Genomic DNA, 19,705 nt, shown 5'->3' with positions numbered 1-19,705 from the left:
TTTGGGTTATGAGAAAGATTTTTTTAGTGTTCATTACTTTATGGCTGATCATCCCGGCTATCCATGCCCAAAAAGTAGGACTTGTATTAAGCGGTGGTGGCGCCAAAGGAATGACGCACATCGGCATCATTCGCGCATTGGAAGAAAACAACATCCCTATTGACTACATTGCTGGTACTTCCATGGGAGCCATTATCGGCTCCTTGTATGCCATGGGATACTCTCCTGACGACATGGTAGAACTGCTCAAATCGGAGGACTTTAAACGATGGTATTCCGGAGAAGTGGAAGAGAAATACGTATATCATTTCAAAAAGAATCTTCCCACTCCCGAATTTCTCAATATTCGTTTTTCATTCAAAGATTCACTGAAGAGTTTAAAACCTCAATTCCTGCCTACCAGTGTTGTCAACCCGATTCAAATGAATCTCGTGTTTGTTGACCTATATGCACGTGCTACGGCCGCTTGTAAGGGAGATTTTGATAAACTTTTTGTTCCTTTCCGTTGCATTGCGTCCGATGTGTACAATAAAAAACAGTTAGTCATGAAGGAAGGAGATTTAGGAGATGCCGTCAGAGCTTCCATGAGCTTCCCTTTCATGTTTAAACCCATTGAAATAGACAATGTACTGGCCTACGATGGAGGTATCTATAATAACTTTCCCACGGACGTCATGAGAGATGATTTTCATCCGGATGTCATTATAGGAAGCGTTGTATCCACCAATCCCACTAAACCCAAGGAAAATGACCTCATGAGTCAAATTGAGAATATGGTGATGCAGAAAACCGACTATTCTATTCCGGACTCTATGGGGATTTTAATGACGTTCAAATATGACAACGTCAATCTGATGGATTTTCAACGCATCGACGAATTACATGATATAGGATATAATCGAACCATCAGCATGATGGATTCTATCAAAAGCCGTATCCATCGGCGTGTGAATCTGGACAATATTCGTTTAAGGAGAATGGTATACCGTAGTAATTTCCCGGAACTACGTTTTAAAAATATCATCATTGATGGAGCTAATCCACAACAACAGGCATATATGAAGAAAGAATTTCATAAGTCGGATAACAAAGAATTCACCTATGAAGATTTAAAGCAAGGTTATTTTCGATTGCTATCAGATAAAATGATTTCAGAAATCATACCGCATGCAATTTATAATCCGGAAGATGACACCTATGATCTGCATTTAAAAGTCAAACTGGAAAACAACTTTGCTGTACGGCTGGGAGGTAACATATCCACCTCCAATTCGAATCAGATCTACCTGGGACTTAGTTATCAGGACTTAAACTACTATGCCAAAGAGTTTATTCTTGACGGGCAACTTGGAAAGGTATATAACAACGTGCAATTTATGGCAAAAATAGACTTTGCCACTGCCATTCCTACCTCGTATCGTCTTATAGGTTCGATCAGTACTTTCGACTATTTTAAGAAGGACAAACTTTTTTCGCGAAATAACAAACCGGCCTTTAACCAGAAAGACGAACGTTTCTTGAAATTACAGGTTGGATTACCTTTCCTTTCGAGCAAGCGAGCAGAGTTTGGAGTAGGAATTGCAAGAATAGAGGATAAATATTTTCAAAAAAGTGTCATTGACTTCGGAAATGACAAATTTGATAAAAGCCGCTATGATTTATTTGGTGGATCAATTAGTTTTAATGGAAGTACTCTTAATTCCAAACAATATCCTACACGTGGATACAGAGAAGCCCTTGTAGCCCAGATTTTCGTTGGAAAAGAACGATTCTATCCGGGCGAAGGAAGTACGACCAGTAACAACAAAGATCATCACTCCTGGCTGCAATTATCTTATATGAAAGAGAAATATCATAATATGAGTGAACATTGGGTTTTAGGATGGTATTTGAAAGCCCTGTATGCCTCCAAAAACTTCTCCGAGAACTATACGGCCACAATGATGCAAGCTGGAGAGTTTTCTCCTACATTACATAGCAAATTGACTTACAACGAAGCCTTTCGTGCCAATCAATTTGTCGGAGCCGGCATTCGGCCTATTTACCGTTTAAGCCAGATGTTCCATCTTCGGGGAGAATTTTATGGTTTTATGCCTATTTATCCAATCGAAAAAAACTCGTTGAATAAAGCATATTACGGAAAAGCTTTCTCCAAGTTTGAATATTTAGGAGAAATTTCTGTTGTATGTCAATTGCCTTTTGGAGATATCTCTGCATATATAAATCATTATAGCTCACCGAAAAGGGAGTGGAATGTCGGACTAAGTATAGGTTTACAACTATTCAATTATCGGTTCATAGAATAATTTTCTACAAAAAAAGTCGGTGAAAAGCTTGCTAATTCGGGAAAAGTCCGTATCTTTGCACCCGTTAAAACAAAATAACGGTCGCGTAGCTCAACTGAATAGAGTAGCTGACTACGGATCAGCCGGTTACAGGTTTGAATCCTGTCGCGATCACTTTTTTGAATTAACAGAATGGCCGCGTAGCTCAACTGAATAGAGTAGCTGACTACGGATCAGCCGGTTACAGGTTTGAATCCTGTCGCGATCACAAAATCCTCTGCATTTGATGCGGAGGATTTTTATTTTCTCCCATTTCATCGAAGAAATTAGCTATAACTAAACTAAAAAGATTCAAAAGTCAGTCATTATAAACAAGCGATACATCCCCTCATATCTTTTATTTTCAATTCCCTCTTCACCTTCACCTTTCTTCCGGGCTCCCTATAAATAAGTCGTTTACGGGTGAAGGGCAACTCTTACACAGCCTTTTTCACCTGTTTGGAAATGAAATATGTCACAATGGCTATTAGAATTTCTTATCAAGCCCTCAAATAGCTATGCTTTAGATAGGCTAAAGCGTAGCTATCCGTTCCCTAAAGCTATGCTTTAGGAAGGTGAAAAACCTGTATCGAAAAACGTAATTAATAAGAAATATAACCCTTTCACAATAGACAGCGGCTGTCTTAAAATAAATCATTGGCTGGTTTAAAATAAATATCCCAATGACTGAATTCAATCATTGGGATATTTATTTTAAACACTTAGATGTTTATTATGAATTCCTCGCTGAAGAAGGCATCAACATTTAATATTCAACTCATTCAAAACCTTGCGTATTGCCTCAAATGTGGTAATGCGAGTAGGAACTAGTGGCAACCGAAGTTTATTCTCGATCATACCCATGGCATTCAACATTGATTTTACTCCTGCCGGATTTCCATCAACAAACAATAAATTGAATAATTCCGTGAATCGATGGTGAATGGTTAATGCATTGGCAAAGTCTCCTTGAAGCGCCAGGCGCGTCATACGGCTAAATTCACGAGGAAAAGCATTACCGATTACTGAAATCACACCAACGGCTCCCAATGTAATAAGCGGAAAGGTTATACCATCATCTCCGGAGATTACATTGAAATTTTCCGGTTTATTTTTAATAATATCATCCATTTGCGTAATATTGCCGGATGCTTCTTTAATAGCAACTACATTCTTAAAATCGCGGGCAATCCGCAAAGTAGTTTCAGCAGTCATATTTACCCCCGTACGTCCCGGAACATTATACAATACGATGGGGAGCTCCGTAGCTTCCGCAATCGCTTTATAATGCTGATAAATACCTTCTTGAGAAGGTTTATTATAATACGGCACAACAGACAATATGGCATCAACTCCTGTGAAATCATCATTTTTCAATGTTTCTACAATAGCACGAGTATTATTACCACCTACACCCAACAGAATAGGAATTCTTCCGTTAACGCGGTCAATTACCATCTTTTTTATAGTTTTCTTTTCTTCCTCGGTCAGAGTCGGTGTTTCAGCTGTAGTCCCCAGCACACACAAGAAATCCGCATTATTCTGTAATAGATAGTCCACCATACGCATCAACGCGTCATAGTCAACGCTCTCATCCTCTTTGAAAGGAGTAATCAGTGCTACCCCCATTCCTTTCAATTTAGTCTGTATCATGAGTTTTAATTATAATCTCTAATTTATTTAGCCGCAAAAGTACGAATATTTTTCTTATCTTACGATATAAGTTTCAGAAATTCGTCTTCGCTTAATATGGTTATTCCAAGTTTTTTTGCTTTTTCAAGCTTTGCAGGTCCCATATTGTCCCCAGCCAGTATAAAACTTGTTTTCGCAGAAATGCTTCCTACATTTTTCCCTCCGTTTTTCTCGATAAGCTCTTTATATTCGTCACGTGAATGATGAACAAACACACCGCTGATAACGATAGACTGGCCCGCTAACTTATCCGTATATCCGCTTAAATCTTCTTCGGTGCGATAAAGCTGCAGTCCGGCCTCTTTTAGCTTGGCAACTAACTCACGATTAGACTCATTCGCAAAATATGCAAGTATACTCTGGGCTATTTTTTCTCCGATTTCATCGATACTTACCAATTTTTCAAGATCTGCCTGTTGCAGATCATCTATATTCTCAAACGATTTTGCTATCTTTTTGGCCACAGTCTCACCAACAAAACGAATTCCCAAAGCAAAAATAACACGTTCGAAAGGAACGGTTTTACTTTGTGCAATCCCCGTTACAATGTTCTCCGCCGATTTTTCTCCCATACGATCCAAACCTTTGATATCATCAGCTGTGAGTTTATATAAGTCGGCCGTATTTCTAATTAACCCCAAGCGATAAAACATATCCACGGTTTCCGGTCCCAATCCATCAATATTCATAGCCTTTCGACTAATAAAATGCTCGATTTTGCCTTTGATTTGAGGAGGACACGCTGTTTCATTAGGGCAATAATGAGCGGCTTCCCCTTCATACCTGACTAATTTACTACCACATTCGGGACAATTGACGATGAATCGAACCTTCTCCCCAAGCATAAAACTACGTGCATCTTTATCTACTCCCGTAATCTTAGGAATAATTTCACCACCTTTTTCCACATAAACCATGTCTCCGATATGCAAATCAAGTCCTTCGATGATATCCGCATTATGTAAGGATGCACGTTTTACGACAGTTCCCGAAAGCTGTACAGGGTCCAGATTAGCTACCGGAGTGACTGCTCCGGTTCTTCCTACCTGATAGGTCACCTTATTCAATCGGGTCAATGCACGTTCTGCCTGGAATTTATAGGCAATAGCCCATCGAGGAGACTTAGCCGTAAAACCCAAATTTTTCTGTTGTCTCAAACTGTTCACCTTCAAAACAATCCCATCAGTGGCAACCGGTAGATTTTTACGTTCTACATCCCAATAGTTGATAAATTCAAAGACCTCCTCCAATGTCTGGCACTTACGCGTCAAATCAGAGATTTTAAAGCCCCATTTTGCCGCTTCCTGAAGATTTTCATAATGTCCGTCACAAGGCAGATTATCTCCCAATAAATAATATAAATAAGCATCCAGCTTGCGAGAAGCTACAATAGAAGAATTTTGCAACTTCAATGTACCGGACGCCGCATTTCTTGGATTGGCAAAAAGCGGTTCTTCACGTGCCTCTTTTTCCCGATTCAACTCTTCAAACACTTCCCATGGCATAAGAATTTCCCCACGTATCTCAAAAGAAGCGGGATAATTATCACCATGTAATACAAGCGGGATAGAACGGATTGTTTTCACATTATCCGTCACATCATCGCCTTTTTCTCCATCTCCACGGGTGACGGCACGAACCAACTTCCCATTTTCATAGGTCAACGAAATAGAAGTACCGTCATATTTCATTTCACAACAAATCTCGAAATCCTCATTTAGCGCTTTACGGACACGATCGTAGAAGTCCGTCACTTCCGCTTCCGAATATGTATTTGCCAATGACAGCATAGGATATTTATGAGCCACTTGCGTAAAATTCTTGTTCAAGTCGCTCCCCACGCGCATAGTGGGTGAATTTTCATCTTTATATTCCGGATGTGCTTGTTCCAGATCCTGAAGTTCACGCATCTTATCGTCAAACTCTTTATCCGAGATTTCAGGAGCATTCAACACATAATAATTATAATTATGCCGATGAAGTTCGGCACGCAATTCCTCTATTTTTTCTTTTATATCCATATTTCTTCGATTGTTTAAGGCAAAAATACATGTTTATCTTTGAATATTTGTACTTTTGCGAAAAATTAAAAGATTATGCGCATTGATATTATAACAGTTTTACCCGAAATGATTGAAGGTTTCTTCAATTGTTCTATCATGAAACGAGCTCAAGATAAAGGACTTGCAGAAATACACATTCACAATTTACGTGATTACACCGAAGATAAATATCGTCGTGTCGATGATTATCCTTTTGGAGGATTTGCCGGAATGGTGATGAAAATAGAACCTATCGAACGCTGCATCAATGCTCTAAAGGCAGAACGTGACTACGATGAAGTTATCTTCACGACCCCTGACGGAGAACAATTCAACCAACCGATGGCCAACACTCTCTCTCTGGCACAGAATCTCATTATTCTTTGCGGACACTTTAAAGGCATCGATTACCGTATTCGCGAACATCTGATTACTAAAGAAATCAGTATCGGCGATTATGTATTAACAGGAGGAGAACTAGCGGCAGCAGTGATGGCAGATGCTATCGTACGTATCATTCCCGGAGTCATTTCCGATGAACAATCCGCACTTTCCGATTCTTTCCAGGATAATTTGCTGGCAGCGCCTGTATATACACGACCTGCTGATTATAAAGGCTGGAAAGTTCCCGATATTCTATTATCCGGGCATGAAGCAAAGATCAAAGAGTGGGAACTGCAACAGTCCCTGGAACGCACCAGAAAACTTCGTCCCGACCTATTAGGAGAATAAAATAAAGTGTAAATAAAAACGACGGTGAGGATTTACGCAATCTTCACCGTCGTTTTTATTTTGTCTTCAATCTAAAGATTTTGCTCATAGACAATTCCTCTAAACACGAACTTCTTTTTCATCTGCTATTACCTGCCTGTTTATCCTTTCTTTATTTAAAAGAGAAATAGCATTTTTCTTGCAGACTTAATGCGAAGGGTTATTTTATGTTTTCAATTATACCTCAAGCGCACCAATTATTTCCTTTACAGACTTACATCCGTGTCTTTTCAGGTAATTATTTATACCATCTTCCACTTTAATAGTAACAGCAGGATCTATGAAATTTGCCGTACCAATTTGGATGGCCGTCGCACCTGCAAGCATGAATTCGACAGCATCCTTCCAGTCCATAATCCCCCCCAATCCAATGACAGGAATATTTACCGCCTTGGCAACTTGCCATACCATACGTAATGCGATAGGTTTTACGGCTGCTCCCGACATTCCGCCTGTTATAGTTGACAAAATAGGGCGTTTACGTTCCGCATCAATCGCCATACCCAGCAATGTGTTGATTAATGACACGCTATCCGCACCACTTTCTTCTGCTGCACGAGCTATTTCAGTGATGTCCGTAACGTTCGGGGAGAGTTTTACGATAAGTGTCTTTTTGTAAGCTGAACGCACTGCTTTTACTACTTCTGATGCCCCTTTTGCTGACACACCAAAAGCCATACCACCTTGCTTTACATTAGGGCAAGAGATGTTTAGTTCTATAGCAGGAATTTTGTCAAGTTCATTAATGATTTCAGCTGTTTTTACATAATCTTCGATGGCAGATCCCGAAACGTTTACAATCATATTCGTTTGGATGTCTTTTATACGGGGATATATATGCTCCACAAAGTAATCAACACCCTTATTTTGCAGTCCCACAGCGTTTAACATCCCAGAAGGAGTCTCTGCCATACGCGGATAAGGGTTTCCTTCACGTTTGTGAAGAGTAGTTCCTTTTACAATAATACCACCTATTCGCGCTATATCAATGAAGTCGGAGAACTCTTCACCATATCCAAATGTACCGGATGCCGTCATCACCGGGTTTTTCATTTGTAATTCACCAATGTTTACACTTAAATCTGCCATAGTAGTTTATTTATATTAAAAACAGGACCTTCTTTACATACACACAAATGACCTTCTGTCGTATTTTCCACACAACATAAGCATGCTCCGATACCACAAGCCATTGTATTTTCCAAAGATACTTCACATTCTATCTGATTACTTTTGGCATATTTTGCCACAGCCACCATCATCGGTTTAGGACCACAAGTGTAAATCTGCTCAAATCGTACCTTATTCAATATAGAATGTTGGGTAACATATCCTTTTTCTCCATGGCTACCATCTTCCGTAGTAGTATATACCTCTCCATATTTGGCAAACTCTTCCAGTTGCAACAGATCTTTATCGCTACGGGCACCTAACAGAAATGTAGGTTTATGACCTTTTTTAGCCAACTGCTCACCCAAATAAAGCATAGGGGCTGTTCCGACACCTCCACCAACTAATAAGAGCTTATCAGAAGCCTCCAGAGGCATTGTATATGCATTTCCCAGTGGAAGCACTACATTTATTGCTTCACCGGGATTAACCTCTGCCAAACGTCTTGTTCCATCACCAACCAGCTGGATCAGAAACCAGACCTCATTTCGCTGTTTATCTACAAAATTAATAGAAATGGGACGCCGTAAGAATGTAGTAGGCGAACCGTCCACCCGGAGTTCGGCAAACTGCCCAGGTAACATTTCGGGCAGTAATGACTGAGATGTCAATTTTAGCAATACATAGTTTGCATTCAATCTGATATTCTCGGTCACTGTCAGATCTAAAATAAATTTCTTCATGTATGGATATAAAAGTATAAATTCGTATTCCGGGTGCAAAGATACAGGAAATTGCTCAAACCACCGATTTTACTCTTCATTTTTCAGGTCGAAACGTCTCATAGGTGTTATCATCGAAAAATATTCTTATTTCCGTGATTTTCCTGGCAGGCTTTTCTATATACCTAATCTCTTGTTTTACAATCTCTTTGGGGGCATTTTCGGCATTTCTTAACGGCATTTCCTTGCGATTTTCCGGAAGAGTCGGCTCTTTGGACGAATTTACGGGATTCTCGTCGAATAAAGAAGGCAGATAATCGTGGTTAGAAGAAGAAAAGGAAGTTCCTTCTTCAGAGACCATCATTTCGCCCTTACCATAAAGCAACCATTCAAGATTTATATAGTCATACTTTTGATGAACCTTCATAACGACCTCTAAGCTGGGTTTATTCCGATCATTTAAAATATGAGAGAGAGTAGATTGTTGCACTCCAATTGTTTCAGCAAAAACTCTAGGAGGAACTTTTTCTCTTTCCATTATCATTCTGATTCTGTCTTTTATTTCCATACTACCTTCTTTTTATTACAATTGTATGTGTTATGTACCTATTTCACAAAAATACGCACTATCTCATCGATTATACAAAGGTAAATAATTAGATTCACAAAAGCAAATTACAAATATAAAAATATCAATATTACAAAAGTGTATTGTATTATACAAATCGAATATTACGCTTGTATATAGAATAAAACGAGTTATTATAAACATATAGCTTTAGTTTAATTATATATCATAAAACACAGATATACAACCATATATATAACACAAATGAAACTCAAATAGAGACATTCACAAATATACATACCACATATAGAAGGCTCTTATAGCACTAATTGATATAATAAACTATATAATATTGATTTATAATAAGATAATAGATATAAAAATATTTGTTAATGCCTGAAAAACTACATTTGTATATAGGGTATTATTTTTGTAAATGCATAAATATATTATTGTAAACACCATCTTTTGATTACATTTGGAATTCACTCACATAAGTATACGACACATTTGTAACCACATAAATACACAAAAGTAAATATTGATAGTTGCAAAAGCAATAAAAGGAAGGGATCAACTCATACTTTACCAATGTATATTGCTATTTTTTTCTAATCATCCTTTACAATCTTCTCTAAAAAGAGAATCCTTGCAATATTTCCGTACCGATCCCCACTTATTTATTTTTTTTCAATTCTAGGAAGCTCATTTTTAGCATAAAAAAAATGAAATACAAACACTTACCCCTATAATTCAGATTCTATTTTTCTATTAAACTAGAAAAAATAGGCTTATAGTAATCAAAAATACTCTGGATTATCAAAATGACACTAATGGATGATTTTAGAGAAAAGAAAAAATCTCCATTCTCACTATAAAACGATACCTTTAAAATCCAAAATGCTTTTTTGATAAACTCAAGAATAAGTAAACTTTTCTCGTTTAAAAATTAAAGCTCCTATTTAAAAGAAAAAGTTTCCTTGAAGATAGATCAATACAAAATTCTAAAAATATACTTTGTGTAGTTCGTTAAATGGGTAACTCTATAAAACTACAAAAGGAGTAAATCTATTTGTAAATAATCACTGGCATTGTGAAAGTCTTTTTTATAATGGAAGTAATTGCGGGAATACAAAAAAAGACATATACTTCCCGTTTCTATCTACGGTAAAAGTATATGTCTGATTATATAGGTAATTCTTAATCCTACTTAATGCAAAATTTTGAACACTAATTCACGAAGAATATCTCCATCTGTCATAGAACTATTTTGGACTCCTTTGGATTTTGCATCAGCATATCGTATTTCTCCAACAATCTGCATCGTCTTTACTCCGCTATATTTTCGCATTGCTGCCATATAATCCCGGGCCTGCCAAGGAGTTCTTAGTCCTAGCATATTTGCGATCCCTTGCTCTGATTTATCCGGTGCATAATAAGCCAACATTAGATTGGAGTAAAAGCTGAATAATAAAGACAGCGTCATTTGGATTGGGTTAGTTTTCGGATTTTCCTCAAAATATTTTATTATCTTATTTGCTTTTAATATATCCTTTTCCACTAAAGCACTGCGCAATTCAAAGTTATTATAATCTTTGCTTATGCCTATGTTTTTTTCTATCTGTTCAGGAGTTACGCGTTTTTGCCCGGCAGGTAAAGTGATAATCAACTTTTCAAGTTCTCCGGTCAGACGACTCAAATCTGAACCTACAAAATCAGCAAGCATAACAGTTGCTTTAGGTTCCATATCAACTCCTTTCCGTTTCATATATGAAGCTATAAAACCGGGAAGTTGTGCATCCTTTATTTTTTTAGATTCAAACAGTACACCAACTTTGTCCACCTCGGCAGCCAGCTTCTTTCTACGATCCAACGTTCCATGCTTATGGCATATCACTAAAATGGTGGAAAGCAAAGGCTTTTGAAGATAATACGACAACTCTTCCATATTACGTACCGCCTGCGCTTCCTTAACTACTACTACTTGGTGTTCCGACATCATGGGATAACGCTTTGCAGCATTTATAATCGTTGCCACATCCACATCAGCCCCATACACAACAGTCAGGTTGAATTCTTTTTCCGTCTCACTCAACACATTATCCGTTATGTAATCTGCAATCAAGTCGATATAATACGACTCTTCTCCCATCAGGTAATAGATAGGGCGATACTGCTTTGCTCTCAATTCCTTGAGGATGTCATCACAGGTCAGTTCTTGTTTTGCCATATATAATTTTCAGAAAGACCGGATTACCAGTCGAATTTCAAGTGTTTAACAGTTTTCTTTTCATCAATAATCATGCGCAAAGAAGCAATACCAATTTCAACATGCTCTTCTACATAATTTCTGGTAACCAAATTATCACTTCTATCTGTTTTTACTCCGTCGGGGGTCATTGGCTGATCGGACACTAATAATAATGCGCCGGTAGGAATATGATTGGCAAAGCCACAACTGAACAAAGTTGCAGTTTCCATATCAACTGCCATAGCCCGGGTCTTTTTCAGATATTCTTTGAATACATCATCATGTTCCCAGATACGGCGGTTGGTGGTATATACGGTACCAGTCCAATAGTCACGGCCTTTGTCACGGATGGATGAAGAAACGGCACGCTGCAACATAAATGCAGGTAATGCAGGAACTTCGGGAGGAAAATAATCGTTAGAAGTTCCCTCTCCACGGATAGCTGCAATAGGGAGAATCAAATCGCCAAGCTGATTTTTCTTGTCGATGCCACCACATTTTCCCAAAAACAAACAAGCCTTGGGTTGAATAGCTCCCAGCAAGTCCATGATGATGGCAGCGTTGGGACTTCCCATACCAAAGTTAATCATAGTGATGCCTTCGGCAGAAGCAGAAATCATATTTGCATCCCTTCCTAAGATGGGAACATTAAACTGATTTGCGAAAATCTCGACGTACTTGTTGAAGTTAGTCAACAGAATATACTCTCCAAAATCCTCCAGGTTACGTTTTGTGTAACGGGGCAGCCAATTAGCTACGATTTCTTCTTTTGTTTTCATAATTATCTATTAAATTTGTGCTCCCAATAATGGGAACCATTATTTAACTTACAAAAATAATAAATGTTATCGTTAAATCTACCAGTATTCGACACTAAAATAAACGTACGAAACGGAAAAAATGTAATTTTCGACGTAATTCGTAAACGATATGTCGCCCTTACCCCTGAAGAATGGGTACGGCAACACTTTGTTCACTTTCTTATTGCACACAAAGGATATCCGACTGCCCTTCTGGCCAATGAAGTAATGGTAAAGTTGAACGGTACTACCAAACGATGCGACACCGTACTTTATCGGAGAGATTTATCAGCCCGGATGATTGTGGAATATAAAGCACCACATATCGAAATCACACAGGCTGTTTTCGATCAGATCACCCGGTATAATATGGTATTGAAAGTAGATTATCTGATTGTCAGCAACGGAATGCAACATTATTGTTGCCAGATGGATTATGAGAATCAGAGTTATACGTTCCTCCAGGATATTCCAGATTACAAATCTTTATAAAAATGATCCGCTTCATTCGCCTTAAAAAACATACTTACCTGCAAGAATAAAATAGCGTCACTATCCGTTCAAGATAGTGACGCTATTTGCTTACTATGGTGACACCATCCCAAACAGATGGCGTCACTATACCAACTCCCCTTTCAGGTAGTCTTCAAACAGCCTTTTACTTCTATACGGCAACATCTTTCCCACTATCCTCATTTCCTTTCTTTTTGCTGAATCGCTCTTGCAATTTCTGCATGAATTCGTAGAAATTAGGAATATAAATGGTAGCCAATAAAGTGTTCATGGCCATACCAAATACTACAGCGGCACCCAATGCTATACGACTTTGTGCACCTGCACCGGTGGCGAATAACAAGGGCATCACTCCTAATACAAAAGCAAAAGAAGTCATCAGGATCGGACGCAAGCGGACATGCCCCGCTTCAAAGGCAGCTTCCCTAATTGAATTACCCTCGGCACGGAAATCACGGGCAAATTCCACAATCAAAATTCCGTTCTTTGCAGAAAGTGCAACCAACAGGATTATACCGATTTGCGTATAAATACTGACTGGAGTTCCCATAATCAGACAGCCAATCATGGCACCTAATAAGGCTACCGGCAATCCGATGACGGCTGCTACCGGGCTGGTCCAACTTTCATACTGTGCAGCAAGTACCAGGAAAGCAACAATTAACGCCATAATCAGAACAATGGTAGTCGTATTCCCAGCCTGGGTTTCCTGATAGGCAACGGAAGTCCATTCATACCCAAACTCATCTCCCAGCTGTTCCTTAAACAATGCTTCCACTTCTTGAATAGCCTGCCCGGTACTACTTCCCGGAGCAACATTGCAAGTCAGAGAAGCAGTCGAGTACATATTATAGCGGTTAATCTGGTCTTGGCCTAACTGTTCCTCCACTTTGGTGAAAGAAGAAAAAGGCACCATCTCTCCTGCCGAATTCGGCACGCTTAGCTTCAAGACATCATCAATTACCCGCTGTGCCTGATCGCGTGCCTCAATCTTCACCTGGTAAATACGGCCGAATTCAACAAAATCATTCACATAAGCCGCTCCCATATAATAGCCCAATGTAGAGAAAACATCGTTCAAGGCAATTCCCATGAACTGGACTTTGTCACGGTCGATATTCAAGAAATATTGCGGAACATTTGCCTGATACTGGCTGGATACAGATGCTAAAGCCGGTTTTGAATGATAAGAAGCAAGCAAGGCATTGATGGCCTGCTGCATTTCCGTCGGTCCCAGATTACGCCGGTCTTCCAACTGAAGCTGTAAACCACCGGATGCACCCAATCCCGGAATAGCCGGAGGAACCATGGCAAATACTTCCGCAGCCTGAATAGTCATATACGCTTCACCATTAAAACGGTTGACTATGGCAGCAGCCGTATGCTCCTTCCCTTTCCTCTCACTCCAGTTTTTCAGCACCACAAAATAAGTTGCCGAGTTACTCTGTTCGCCACCACCCATGATAGAAAAGCCGGAAATACCAATATAATTCTTTACTTCCGGATAAGAATCCAGAATACCATTTATCTTTTCTCCCACTGCTTGCGTACGCTCAAGGCTGGCGGCAGGCGGAAGTTGAACAACAGCAATAAAATATCCGTCATCCTCGTCCGGGATAAAAGTTGACGGCCAATGCATAAAGAGCAATAGAGCAATAACGGTCAAAGTGCCATAAGAAGCGAGAGCCATTCCCGGACGTTGAAGCAACCATTTGACAATTTTGTCATATACCCCTTGCGTCTTGTCATAAGCCTTATTGAAACCTTTGTATATAAAGAAGTTAGAAGGTTTACTCTTTTCAAGAAACAGTGCGCAAAGTGCAGGAGTCAATGTCAACGAATTGAAACCGCTCAATACGGTAGAAGCAGCAATAGTCAGCGCAAACTGCTTATACAGCTGACCTGAAATTCCACTAATCATCATTGTTGGAATGAACACGGCAAGCAATACGAGAACCACCCCGACAATCGGGCCCGTGATCTCTCCCATCGCTTTTGTCACGGCTTCACGAGGTGAGTACTGCCCGGTTTCCAATAACCTCGAAGCGTTCTCCACCACCACTATCGCATCATCCACCACAATAGCAACTGCCAAAATCAGTCCGAACAATGTTAATGTGTTGATAGAGAAACCAAATGCCGCCATTACGGCAAATGTACCGATCAGCGATACCGGGATAGTGATACAAGGAATAATCACTGCCCGCCAATTCTGCAGGAACAAGAAAATAACGAGTATCACCAGCAAAGTCGTTTCAAAAAAGGTGACCATCACTTCATCAATGGAAGCATGGATGACATCAGTCGTATCCAAAGTGACATTATAGGCCACTCCTGACGGGAAACTTTCTGCCAGTTCCTCCATCTTAGCTTTCACTCCTTTTGAAACATCCAGCGAATTGGAACCCGGTTGCTGGTAAATAGCAATAGCAGCCGTAGGTTTTCCATTCAATCGCGACACTACACTGTATGAAGCAGACCCCAAATCAATGCGCGCAATATCTTTCAGACGAAGCATCGCTCCGTCCTGCTCACGGCGAATAATAATATCTCCAAACTGTTCAGGAGAATTCAATCGTCCCTGAACATTCAAAGTATACTGAAAAGCATTATTATTATCCTGTCCGATAGGCTGACCGATATATCCGGCGGATACTTCCACATTCTGTGACTGGATCGATTGATAGACTTGCTGCGGTGAAATATTCCGTATACGCATAGCCTCCGGATCGAGCCAGATGCGCATCGAATAGTCCCCTGCTCCCATCACATTCACAGCACCCACTCCGGGCACACGTGTCAGCTGGTCCACTAAATTCAATTTGGCATAATTAGTCAGATACAGGCTGTTGTACACAGAGTCCTGCGAAGTCATTGTCAAAAACATCACAATGTTTGAAGATTGTTTCTGCACAGTGACCCCTTGCACCACCACCGGTTCCGGCAGCGATGATTGTGCGATACTTACCCTGTTTTGTACCTGCACAGTTGCCATATCGATATCCGTACCAACAGCGAATGTAATAGTCAGAGAATATGCTCCCGAAGATGAAGAATTGGAAGACATATAAAGCATGCCGTCTACACCATTCACCTGCTGTTCGATAGGAATACCCACTGTTTGAGCAACAGTTTCAGCATTTGCCCCGGGATAAACGGCAGAGACCTGCACCGTTGGCGGTGTGATCCCCGGAAATTGCGCCACAGGCAATATATTGAGTGTGACCAGACCGGCTACTACAATAAGCAGGGCAAGGACAGTAGCAAATATCGGTCGGTTGATAAAAAACTTAGAAAACATAATGTATAGGTTTAAAAGATTTCATTTGTTAATCAATCAGTTATCCAAAAGACCTTATTTCCCTCTTTTAGGGAGGGAATCAGGAAGTGGCTTTACTTTCATTCCGTCTCTGACTTTCATCAAAGCCTCCGTGACATACTGTTCCTGCGGGGAAAGTCCCCCCAATACCTGCCGTAAAGTGCCGTCGACCAACTGCCCTATTTCAATATGCCGGTAATGAACTATATTCGAATCATTTACAATATATAAGTATTTGCCTAACTGGTCGGTTCCGATAGAGCCCTCTTTCACCAACATGGCATTTTTAGCTTCTCCATAAGGTAAAGTTATGCTTACATATAATCCGCTCTTCAATATCCCTTTCGGGTTATCAAAATTGGCACGAACCATCAGTGTTCCTGTATTCACATCTACATTTGGTGAAAGATAATCGAGCGTAGCCGGATAACTTTCAGTTCCCCCCTTTCCCAGTTGAACCATTATTTTTTTAGGAAGATCAGTCGGTAACTGCTGGGTATCCATCGTCATTGCCAACCATTGATTATCAGCAACATTAAAGTAAGCATACATCTGATTATCTTTATAAATAGTAGCCAATGTGACTGGTTGCAACGAACCGCCTACATAACTTCCTATATCTACAGTCGCCTTACTGATGGTGCCGTCAAACGGTGCACGGACATAACAATATCCCAAGTTTGTACGGGCGGTGCTCAAAGCTGCTTCCGCGTTGCTGACAGCTGCAACACCCTCTTTCACAGAAGATTCAGCCTGAAGTACCTGTATCTGACTGACCGCATCACTCTTTACAGCCTCTTTCATACGGCTATAATTATTACGAGCATATTCCAATTGCGCTTGGGCAGTTTTCAGTTCTGCTTCTGCTTGCTCCACCTGATCTTTATATAAGGTTGGTTCAATGACAAACAACAGTTGCCCCTGTTTCACCCGTCCACCTGCGACATAAGAGGTAGACTGCAAGGTTCCGTTCACCCTGGCTACAAGATTCACCGTCTTTTCTGTTGTCAGATAACCCGGATAATCTTTCGTCAAAGTAATATCCTCCACTATGGGTTTGGTCACACTAATTTCCGGAGTTGGCATACCTCCCATCGCTCCTGTACTTTTCTTCTCCTTGCAACCCGTCAATATAGGCAGTGCAAGAAAGATATACATCAGTTTTTTCATATCTGTTAGGTTATATATTTTATAGATTGATTTTTATTCTCTCCAACCACCCCCTAAAGCCTTGTAGAGGGCTATCAGTTGCAAAAGCGAACTACCTTGTGCCTGTACCAGCTGATTCTCATAAGATAACAGAGAACGTTGTGCATCAAGTACGTTTTGGAAAGGCGAAAGTCCCTGTTTATAAAGTTCCAGTGAAAGTTTCAATGTCTCAATTCCTTGATTGCGTACTTCCCGCAGGGCTACAATCTGTTTGATTGAATTCCGGTAGGAATTCATAGCATTGTCCGTTTCCTGTACGGCAGTTAAAACCGTCTGATTAAACTGGTTGATCGCTTCATCCAGTTGCGCTTTTGCCAGCCGGGTTGCATTCACCAGCTGTCCTCCATTGAAAATAGTCCAGTTCAATGACGGAGCAATTTCATAAGTCATACTTTTACTTTTGGTGAGATCCTTCAGGTCACGGGCGGCATATCCAAATGAACCTTTCAAGAAAACTTTCGGCAACCAATCCGCTTTCGAAGCTCCAAGCAATGCTGCCTGCGCATTTACGCTCAATTCCGCACTTCGTACATCAGGCCGTCGCAGTAATAAATCGACAGGCATTCCCACTCCGATAGGTTCCATATAATCGGGCAATGTACCACTAGATTCAAGAACAGGACGAATGTCCTGGGGATACATTCCCAATAAGACAGCCAATGTTGTGATATACTGATTGATACCCGCTTCCAACTGGGGAATGGAGGCTTTTGTGCTATATAATACAGACTTGGCCTGTGCCACATCGAGTTTAGCAACCAGCCCGGTGTTATAGCGTACTTCCGTGATTTTCAGGACTTCTTCCTGCGAAGCACTGTTTTTCTTCACCACTTCAAGCTCTTGTTGCAACTCCCTTAGATTGATATAAGCCGAGGCTACTTCTGCAGCTAATGAGACCATGACTCCAGTGTATTCTTCCTTGCTGGCGGCAAAATTCTCTTTCTGCGCTTTTACCCGTTTCCGGATACTGCCGAAAATATCAAGCTCCCAGCTCATGCTTAGCGAAGCATCATAATAATGATCGGTTGTTTGGGGCAGTGAACTTGTATTTCCACTGGTTTCCTGACGGGTCCATCCTGCATTCAATCCGATGGAAGGAAAAAAGTTACTGCGTTCTATCCAAAGATTGGCACGAGCGGCAGCTATACGGTTGATTGCCATGGCAACGGAGTAATTACGATCTACTGCCAGAGCTATCAAAGAGTCCAGTTTGGTGTCTTGGAATGACTTCCACCAATGGTCATCTACCGGAAGTATCTGTTGAAACACTTCCCCGCTCTCTTCCCAATCTTGAGGAAGCGGAGCTTTCAAATAACGGTTTGCGGTCTGTCCAACCGCGGTCACAGTTGAAAGAAACATAAGGAGCGATGTGCCCCACACTCGTATATTCATATCAGTTCAGGTTTTTATGAAATGAAAAGATAACAACTAAAGGGTAAGTTTGTTTATCGATTCCTTTTATACGAGCACTTGTTAAAACAAAAAAAGCCCAGCATTGCTGCAGGGCTTATTATATATCAAAAAAGTAACTTTACTTACTTCACTGCTCTTCTTATTCAGCAGTTTTTCTTCTGATAGCTCTTTTGGTAGTAGCTACCGGAGCTTCTTCCACCTTGTGTTCGATTTGTACGCCAGCCAATTCCGGGTCAATCATAATACGTCCGCAATATTCACAAACGATTACTTTCTTACGAGAACGGATATCCAGTTGTCTCTGGGGCGGAATCTTGTTAAAGCAACCACCACAAGCGTCACGCTGTACGTATACAATACCCAATCCGTTGCGAGAGTTCTTACGGATACGTTTGAAAGACTGCAACAGACGCGGTTCGATCTTAGTTTCCAAATCTTTAGCTTTGTCTCTCAATTTCTCTTCTTCCTGTTTGGTTTCAGAGATAATTTCGTCCAGTTCGCTCTTCTTCTGCTCAAGGTCTTTCAGTCTTTCGTTAAGAATCTGATCGTTCTTCGTTACTTCAGCCTCTTTTTCTTCTTTATCAGCAGAATATTCCTTAATTCTCTTTTCGCAAAGTTCGATTTCCAATGTCTGGAATTCGATTTCTTTCGTCAAGAAATCATATTCACGGTTATTGCGAACATTGTCTTGTTGTGACTTATATTTTTCTACTGAAGCCTTTGCTGTTTCAATTTCTACTCTCTTGCCGGCAATAGCAGATTTCAGTTCATCCACTTCAGCTTTGATCTTGTCGATACGGGTACTCAAACCAGCAATTTCATCTTCAAGGTCTTGCACTTCCAACGGAAGTTCACCTCTCAATGTCTTGATTTCATCAATCTTAGACAACATCGTTTGCAGTTGGAACAGTGTCTTCAGTTTCTGTTCTACCGTCAACTCATTCGGATCTTTTTTTGCTTCTCTAGCCATT

Annotated in this window: 14 protein-coding genes and 2 tRNA genes; 5 read left to right on the top strand and 11 right to left on the bottom strand. The window is 40.3% G+C overall.

The features are described from left to right. The first annotated feature begins 8 nt into the window (after window positions 1–8). The 3 genes from DXA54_RS01490 to DXA54_RS01480 all read left to right on the top strand — a co-directional run bounded on the left by DXA54_RS01490 (window position 9) and on the right by DXA54_RS01480 (window position 2,553). On the top strand, window positions 9–2,306 hold the full coding sequence (locus DXA54_RS01490; RefSeq protein ID WP_008647548.1) for a patatin-like phospholipase family protein: 2,298 nt from the start codon (window positions 9–11) through the stop codon (window positions 2,304–2,306). Window positions 2,307–2,385: 79 nt separating this feature from the next. Further along, window positions 2,386–2,459, top strand: a tRNA-Arg gene (locus tag DXA54_RS01485). 20 nt (window positions 2,460–2,479) lie between these two features. Beyond that, a tRNA-Arg gene (locus DXA54_RS01480) sits at window positions 2,480–2,553 on the top strand. 530 nt (window positions 2,554–3,083) lie between these two features. Here the strand turns inward: DXA54_RS01480 and dapA are convergent. After that, window positions 3,084–3,977, bottom strand: a complete 894-nt coding sequence (gene dapA / locus DXA54_RS01475) for a 4-hydroxy-tetrahydrodipicolinate synthase (RefSeq protein ID WP_004303039.1) — start codon at window positions 3,975–3,977, stop codon at window positions 3,084–3,086. A 59-nt stretch (window positions 3,978–4,036) separates the two neighbouring features. Beyond that, complete coding sequence (gene ligA / locus DXA54_RS01470; RefSeq protein ID WP_004303042.1) at window positions 4,037–6,037, bottom strand: NAD-dependent DNA ligase LigA; 2,001 nt, start codon at window positions 6,035–6,037, stop codon at window positions 4,037–4,039. 75 nt (window positions 6,038–6,112) lie between these two features. Between ligA and trmD the strand changes: the two genes are divergently transcribed. Next, on the top strand, window positions 6,113–6,790 hold the full coding sequence (trmD, locus tag DXA54_RS01465) for a tRNA (guanosine(37)-N1)-methyltransferase TrmD (RefSeq protein WP_004295953.1): 678 nt from the start codon (window positions 6,113–6,115) through the stop codon (window positions 6,788–6,790). Between the two features lie 216 nt (window positions 6,791–7,006). Here the strand turns inward: trmD and DXA54_RS01460 are convergent, their stop codons facing one another. From DXA54_RS01460 to DXA54_RS01440, 5 genes are all read right to left on the bottom strand, one after another. Further along, window positions 7,007–7,918: a dihydroorotate dehydrogenase gene (locus DXA54_RS01460; RefSeq protein ID WP_008647551.1), complete on the bottom strand. Its 912-nt coding sequence runs from the start codon at window positions 7,916–7,918 to the stop codon at window positions 7,007–7,009. Beyond that, the gene (locus DXA54_RS01455) at window positions 7,906–8,682 is read right to left on the bottom strand and encodes a dihydroorotate dehydrogenase electron transfer subunit (protein WP_008647552.1); all 777 of its coding nucleotides are present in this window, start codon (window positions 8,680–8,682) and stop codon (window positions 7,906–7,908) included. The genes DXA54_RS01460 and DXA54_RS01455 overlap by 13 nt, the downstream gene beginning before the upstream one ends. 76 nt (window positions 8,683–8,758) lie before the next feature. Then, window positions 8,759–9,229 (bottom strand): helix-turn-helix domain-containing protein, encoded by a 471-nt coding sequence (locus tag DXA54_RS01450; RefSeq protein WP_008647553.1) that lies wholly within the window; start codon window positions 9,227–9,229, stop codon window positions 8,759–8,761. Between the two features lie 1,210 nt (window positions 9,230–10,439). Next, window positions 10,440–11,459, bottom strand: a complete 1,020-nt coding sequence (holA, locus tag DXA54_RS01445; RefSeq protein WP_004303045.1) for a DNA polymerase III subunit delta — start codon at window positions 11,457–11,459, stop codon at window positions 10,440–10,442. 23 nt (window positions 11,460–11,482) lie between these two features. Beyond that, window positions 11,483–12,259, bottom strand: a complete 777-nt coding sequence (locus DXA54_RS01440) for an AMP nucleosidase (RefSeq protein ID WP_004303046.1) — start codon at window positions 12,257–12,259, stop codon at window positions 11,483–11,485. 63 nt (window positions 12,260–12,322) lie between these two features. Between DXA54_RS01440 and DXA54_RS01435 the strand changes: the two genes are divergently transcribed. Next, window positions 12,323–12,772, top strand: coding sequence for a type I restriction enzyme HsdR N-terminal domain-containing protein (locus tag DXA54_RS01435; protein WP_008647554.1), 450 nt, complete (start codon window positions 12,323–12,325; stop codon window positions 12,770–12,772). A 172-nt stretch (window positions 12,773–12,944) separates the two neighbouring features. On the opposite strand, the gene DXA54_RS01430 is transcribed toward DXA54_RS01435, so the two are convergent. From DXA54_RS01430 to DXA54_RS01415, 4 genes are all read right to left on the bottom strand, one after another. Next, on the bottom strand, window positions 12,945–16,094 hold the full coding sequence (locus tag DXA54_RS01430) for an efflux RND transporter permease subunit (protein ID WP_008647555.1): 3,150 nt from the start codon (window positions 16,092–16,094) through the stop codon (window positions 12,945–12,947). A 54-nt stretch (window positions 16,095–16,148) separates the two neighbouring features. Continuing rightward, complete coding sequence (locus tag DXA54_RS01425) at window positions 16,149–17,282, bottom strand: efflux RND transporter periplasmic adaptor subunit (RefSeq protein WP_004310407.1); 1,134 nt, start codon at window positions 17,280–17,282, stop codon at window positions 16,149–16,151. 33 nt (window positions 17,283–17,315) lie between these two features. Beyond that, a complete protein-coding gene (locus tag DXA54_RS01420) occupies window positions 17,316–18,713 on the bottom strand; it encodes an efflux transporter outer membrane subunit (protein WP_004295943.1) in 1,398 nt (465 codons plus the stop codon). Window positions 18,714–18,873: 160 nt separating this feature from the next. After that, complete coding sequence (locus DXA54_RS01415; RefSeq protein WP_004295942.1) at window positions 18,874–19,704, bottom strand: zinc ribbon domain-containing protein; 831 nt, start codon at window positions 19,702–19,704, stop codon at window positions 18,874–18,876. Window position 19,705: the final 1 nt, after the last annotated feature.

It is taken from the genome of Bacteroides sp. OF03-11BH, assembly GCF_003604005.1.
Classification (GTDB): Bacteria; Bacteroidota; Bacteroidia; order Bacteroidales; family Bacteroidaceae; genus Bacteroides; species Bacteroides ovatus.
Note: the sequence above shows the minus strand (reverse complement) of the source record. Positions and strands in the feature narration are given on the sequence as shown.

Bases quoted from the DNA above. Each gene is read 5' to 3' on its own strand.
- DXA54_RS01490 (WP_008647548.1), top strand. From the start codon at position 9: ATGAGAAAGATTTTTTTAGTGTTCATTACTTTATGGCTGATCATCCCG.
- ligA (WP_004303042.1), bottom strand. From the start codon at position 6,037: ATGGATATAAAAGAAAAAATAGAGGAATTGCGTGCCGAACTTCATCGG.
- DXA54_RS01440 (WP_004303046.1), bottom strand. From the start codon at position 12,259: ATGAAAACAAAAGAAGAAATCGTAGCTAATTGGCTGCCCCGTTACACA.
- DXA54_RS01420 (WP_004295943.1), bottom strand. From the start codon at position 18,713: ATGAATATACGAGTGTGGGGCACATCGCTCCTTATGTTTCTTTCAACT.
- DXA54_RS01430 (WP_008647555.1), bottom strand. From the start codon at position 16,094: ATGTTTTCTAAGTTTTTTATCAACCGACCGATATTTGCTACTGTCCTT.
- DXA54_RS01425 (WP_004310407.1), bottom strand. From the start codon at position 17,282: ATGAAAAAACTGATGTATATCTTTCTTGCACTGCCTATATTGACGGGT.
- DXA54_RS01460 (WP_008647551.1), bottom strand. From the start codon at position 7,918: ATGGCAGATTTAAGTGTAAACATTGGTGAATTACAAATGAAAAACCCG.
- trmD (WP_004295953.1), top strand. From the start codon at position 6,113: ATGCGCATTGATATTATAACAGTTTTACCCGAAATGATTGAAGGTTTC.
- DXA54_RS01435 (WP_008647554.1), top strand. From the start codon at position 12,323: ATGTTATCGTTAAATCTACCAGTATTCGACACTAAAATAAACGTACGA.
- DXA54_RS01415 (WP_004295942.1), bottom strand. From the start codon at position 19,704: ATGGCTAGAGAAGCAAAAAAAGATCCGAATGAGTTGACGGTAGAACAG.
- dapA (WP_004303039.1), bottom strand. From the start codon at position 3,977: ATGATACAGACTAAATTGAAAGGAATGGGGGTAGCACTGATTACTCCT.
- DXA54_RS01450 (WP_008647553.1), bottom strand. From the start codon at position 9,229: ATGGAAATAAAAGACAGAATCAGAATGATAATGGAAAGAGAAAAAGTT.
- holA (WP_004303045.1), bottom strand. From the start codon at position 11,459: ATGGCAAAACAAGAACTGACCTGTGATGACATCCTCAAGGAATTGAGA.
- DXA54_RS01455 (WP_008647552.1), bottom strand. From the start codon at position 8,682: ATGAAGAAATTTATTTTAGATCTGACAGTGACCGAGAATATCAGATTG.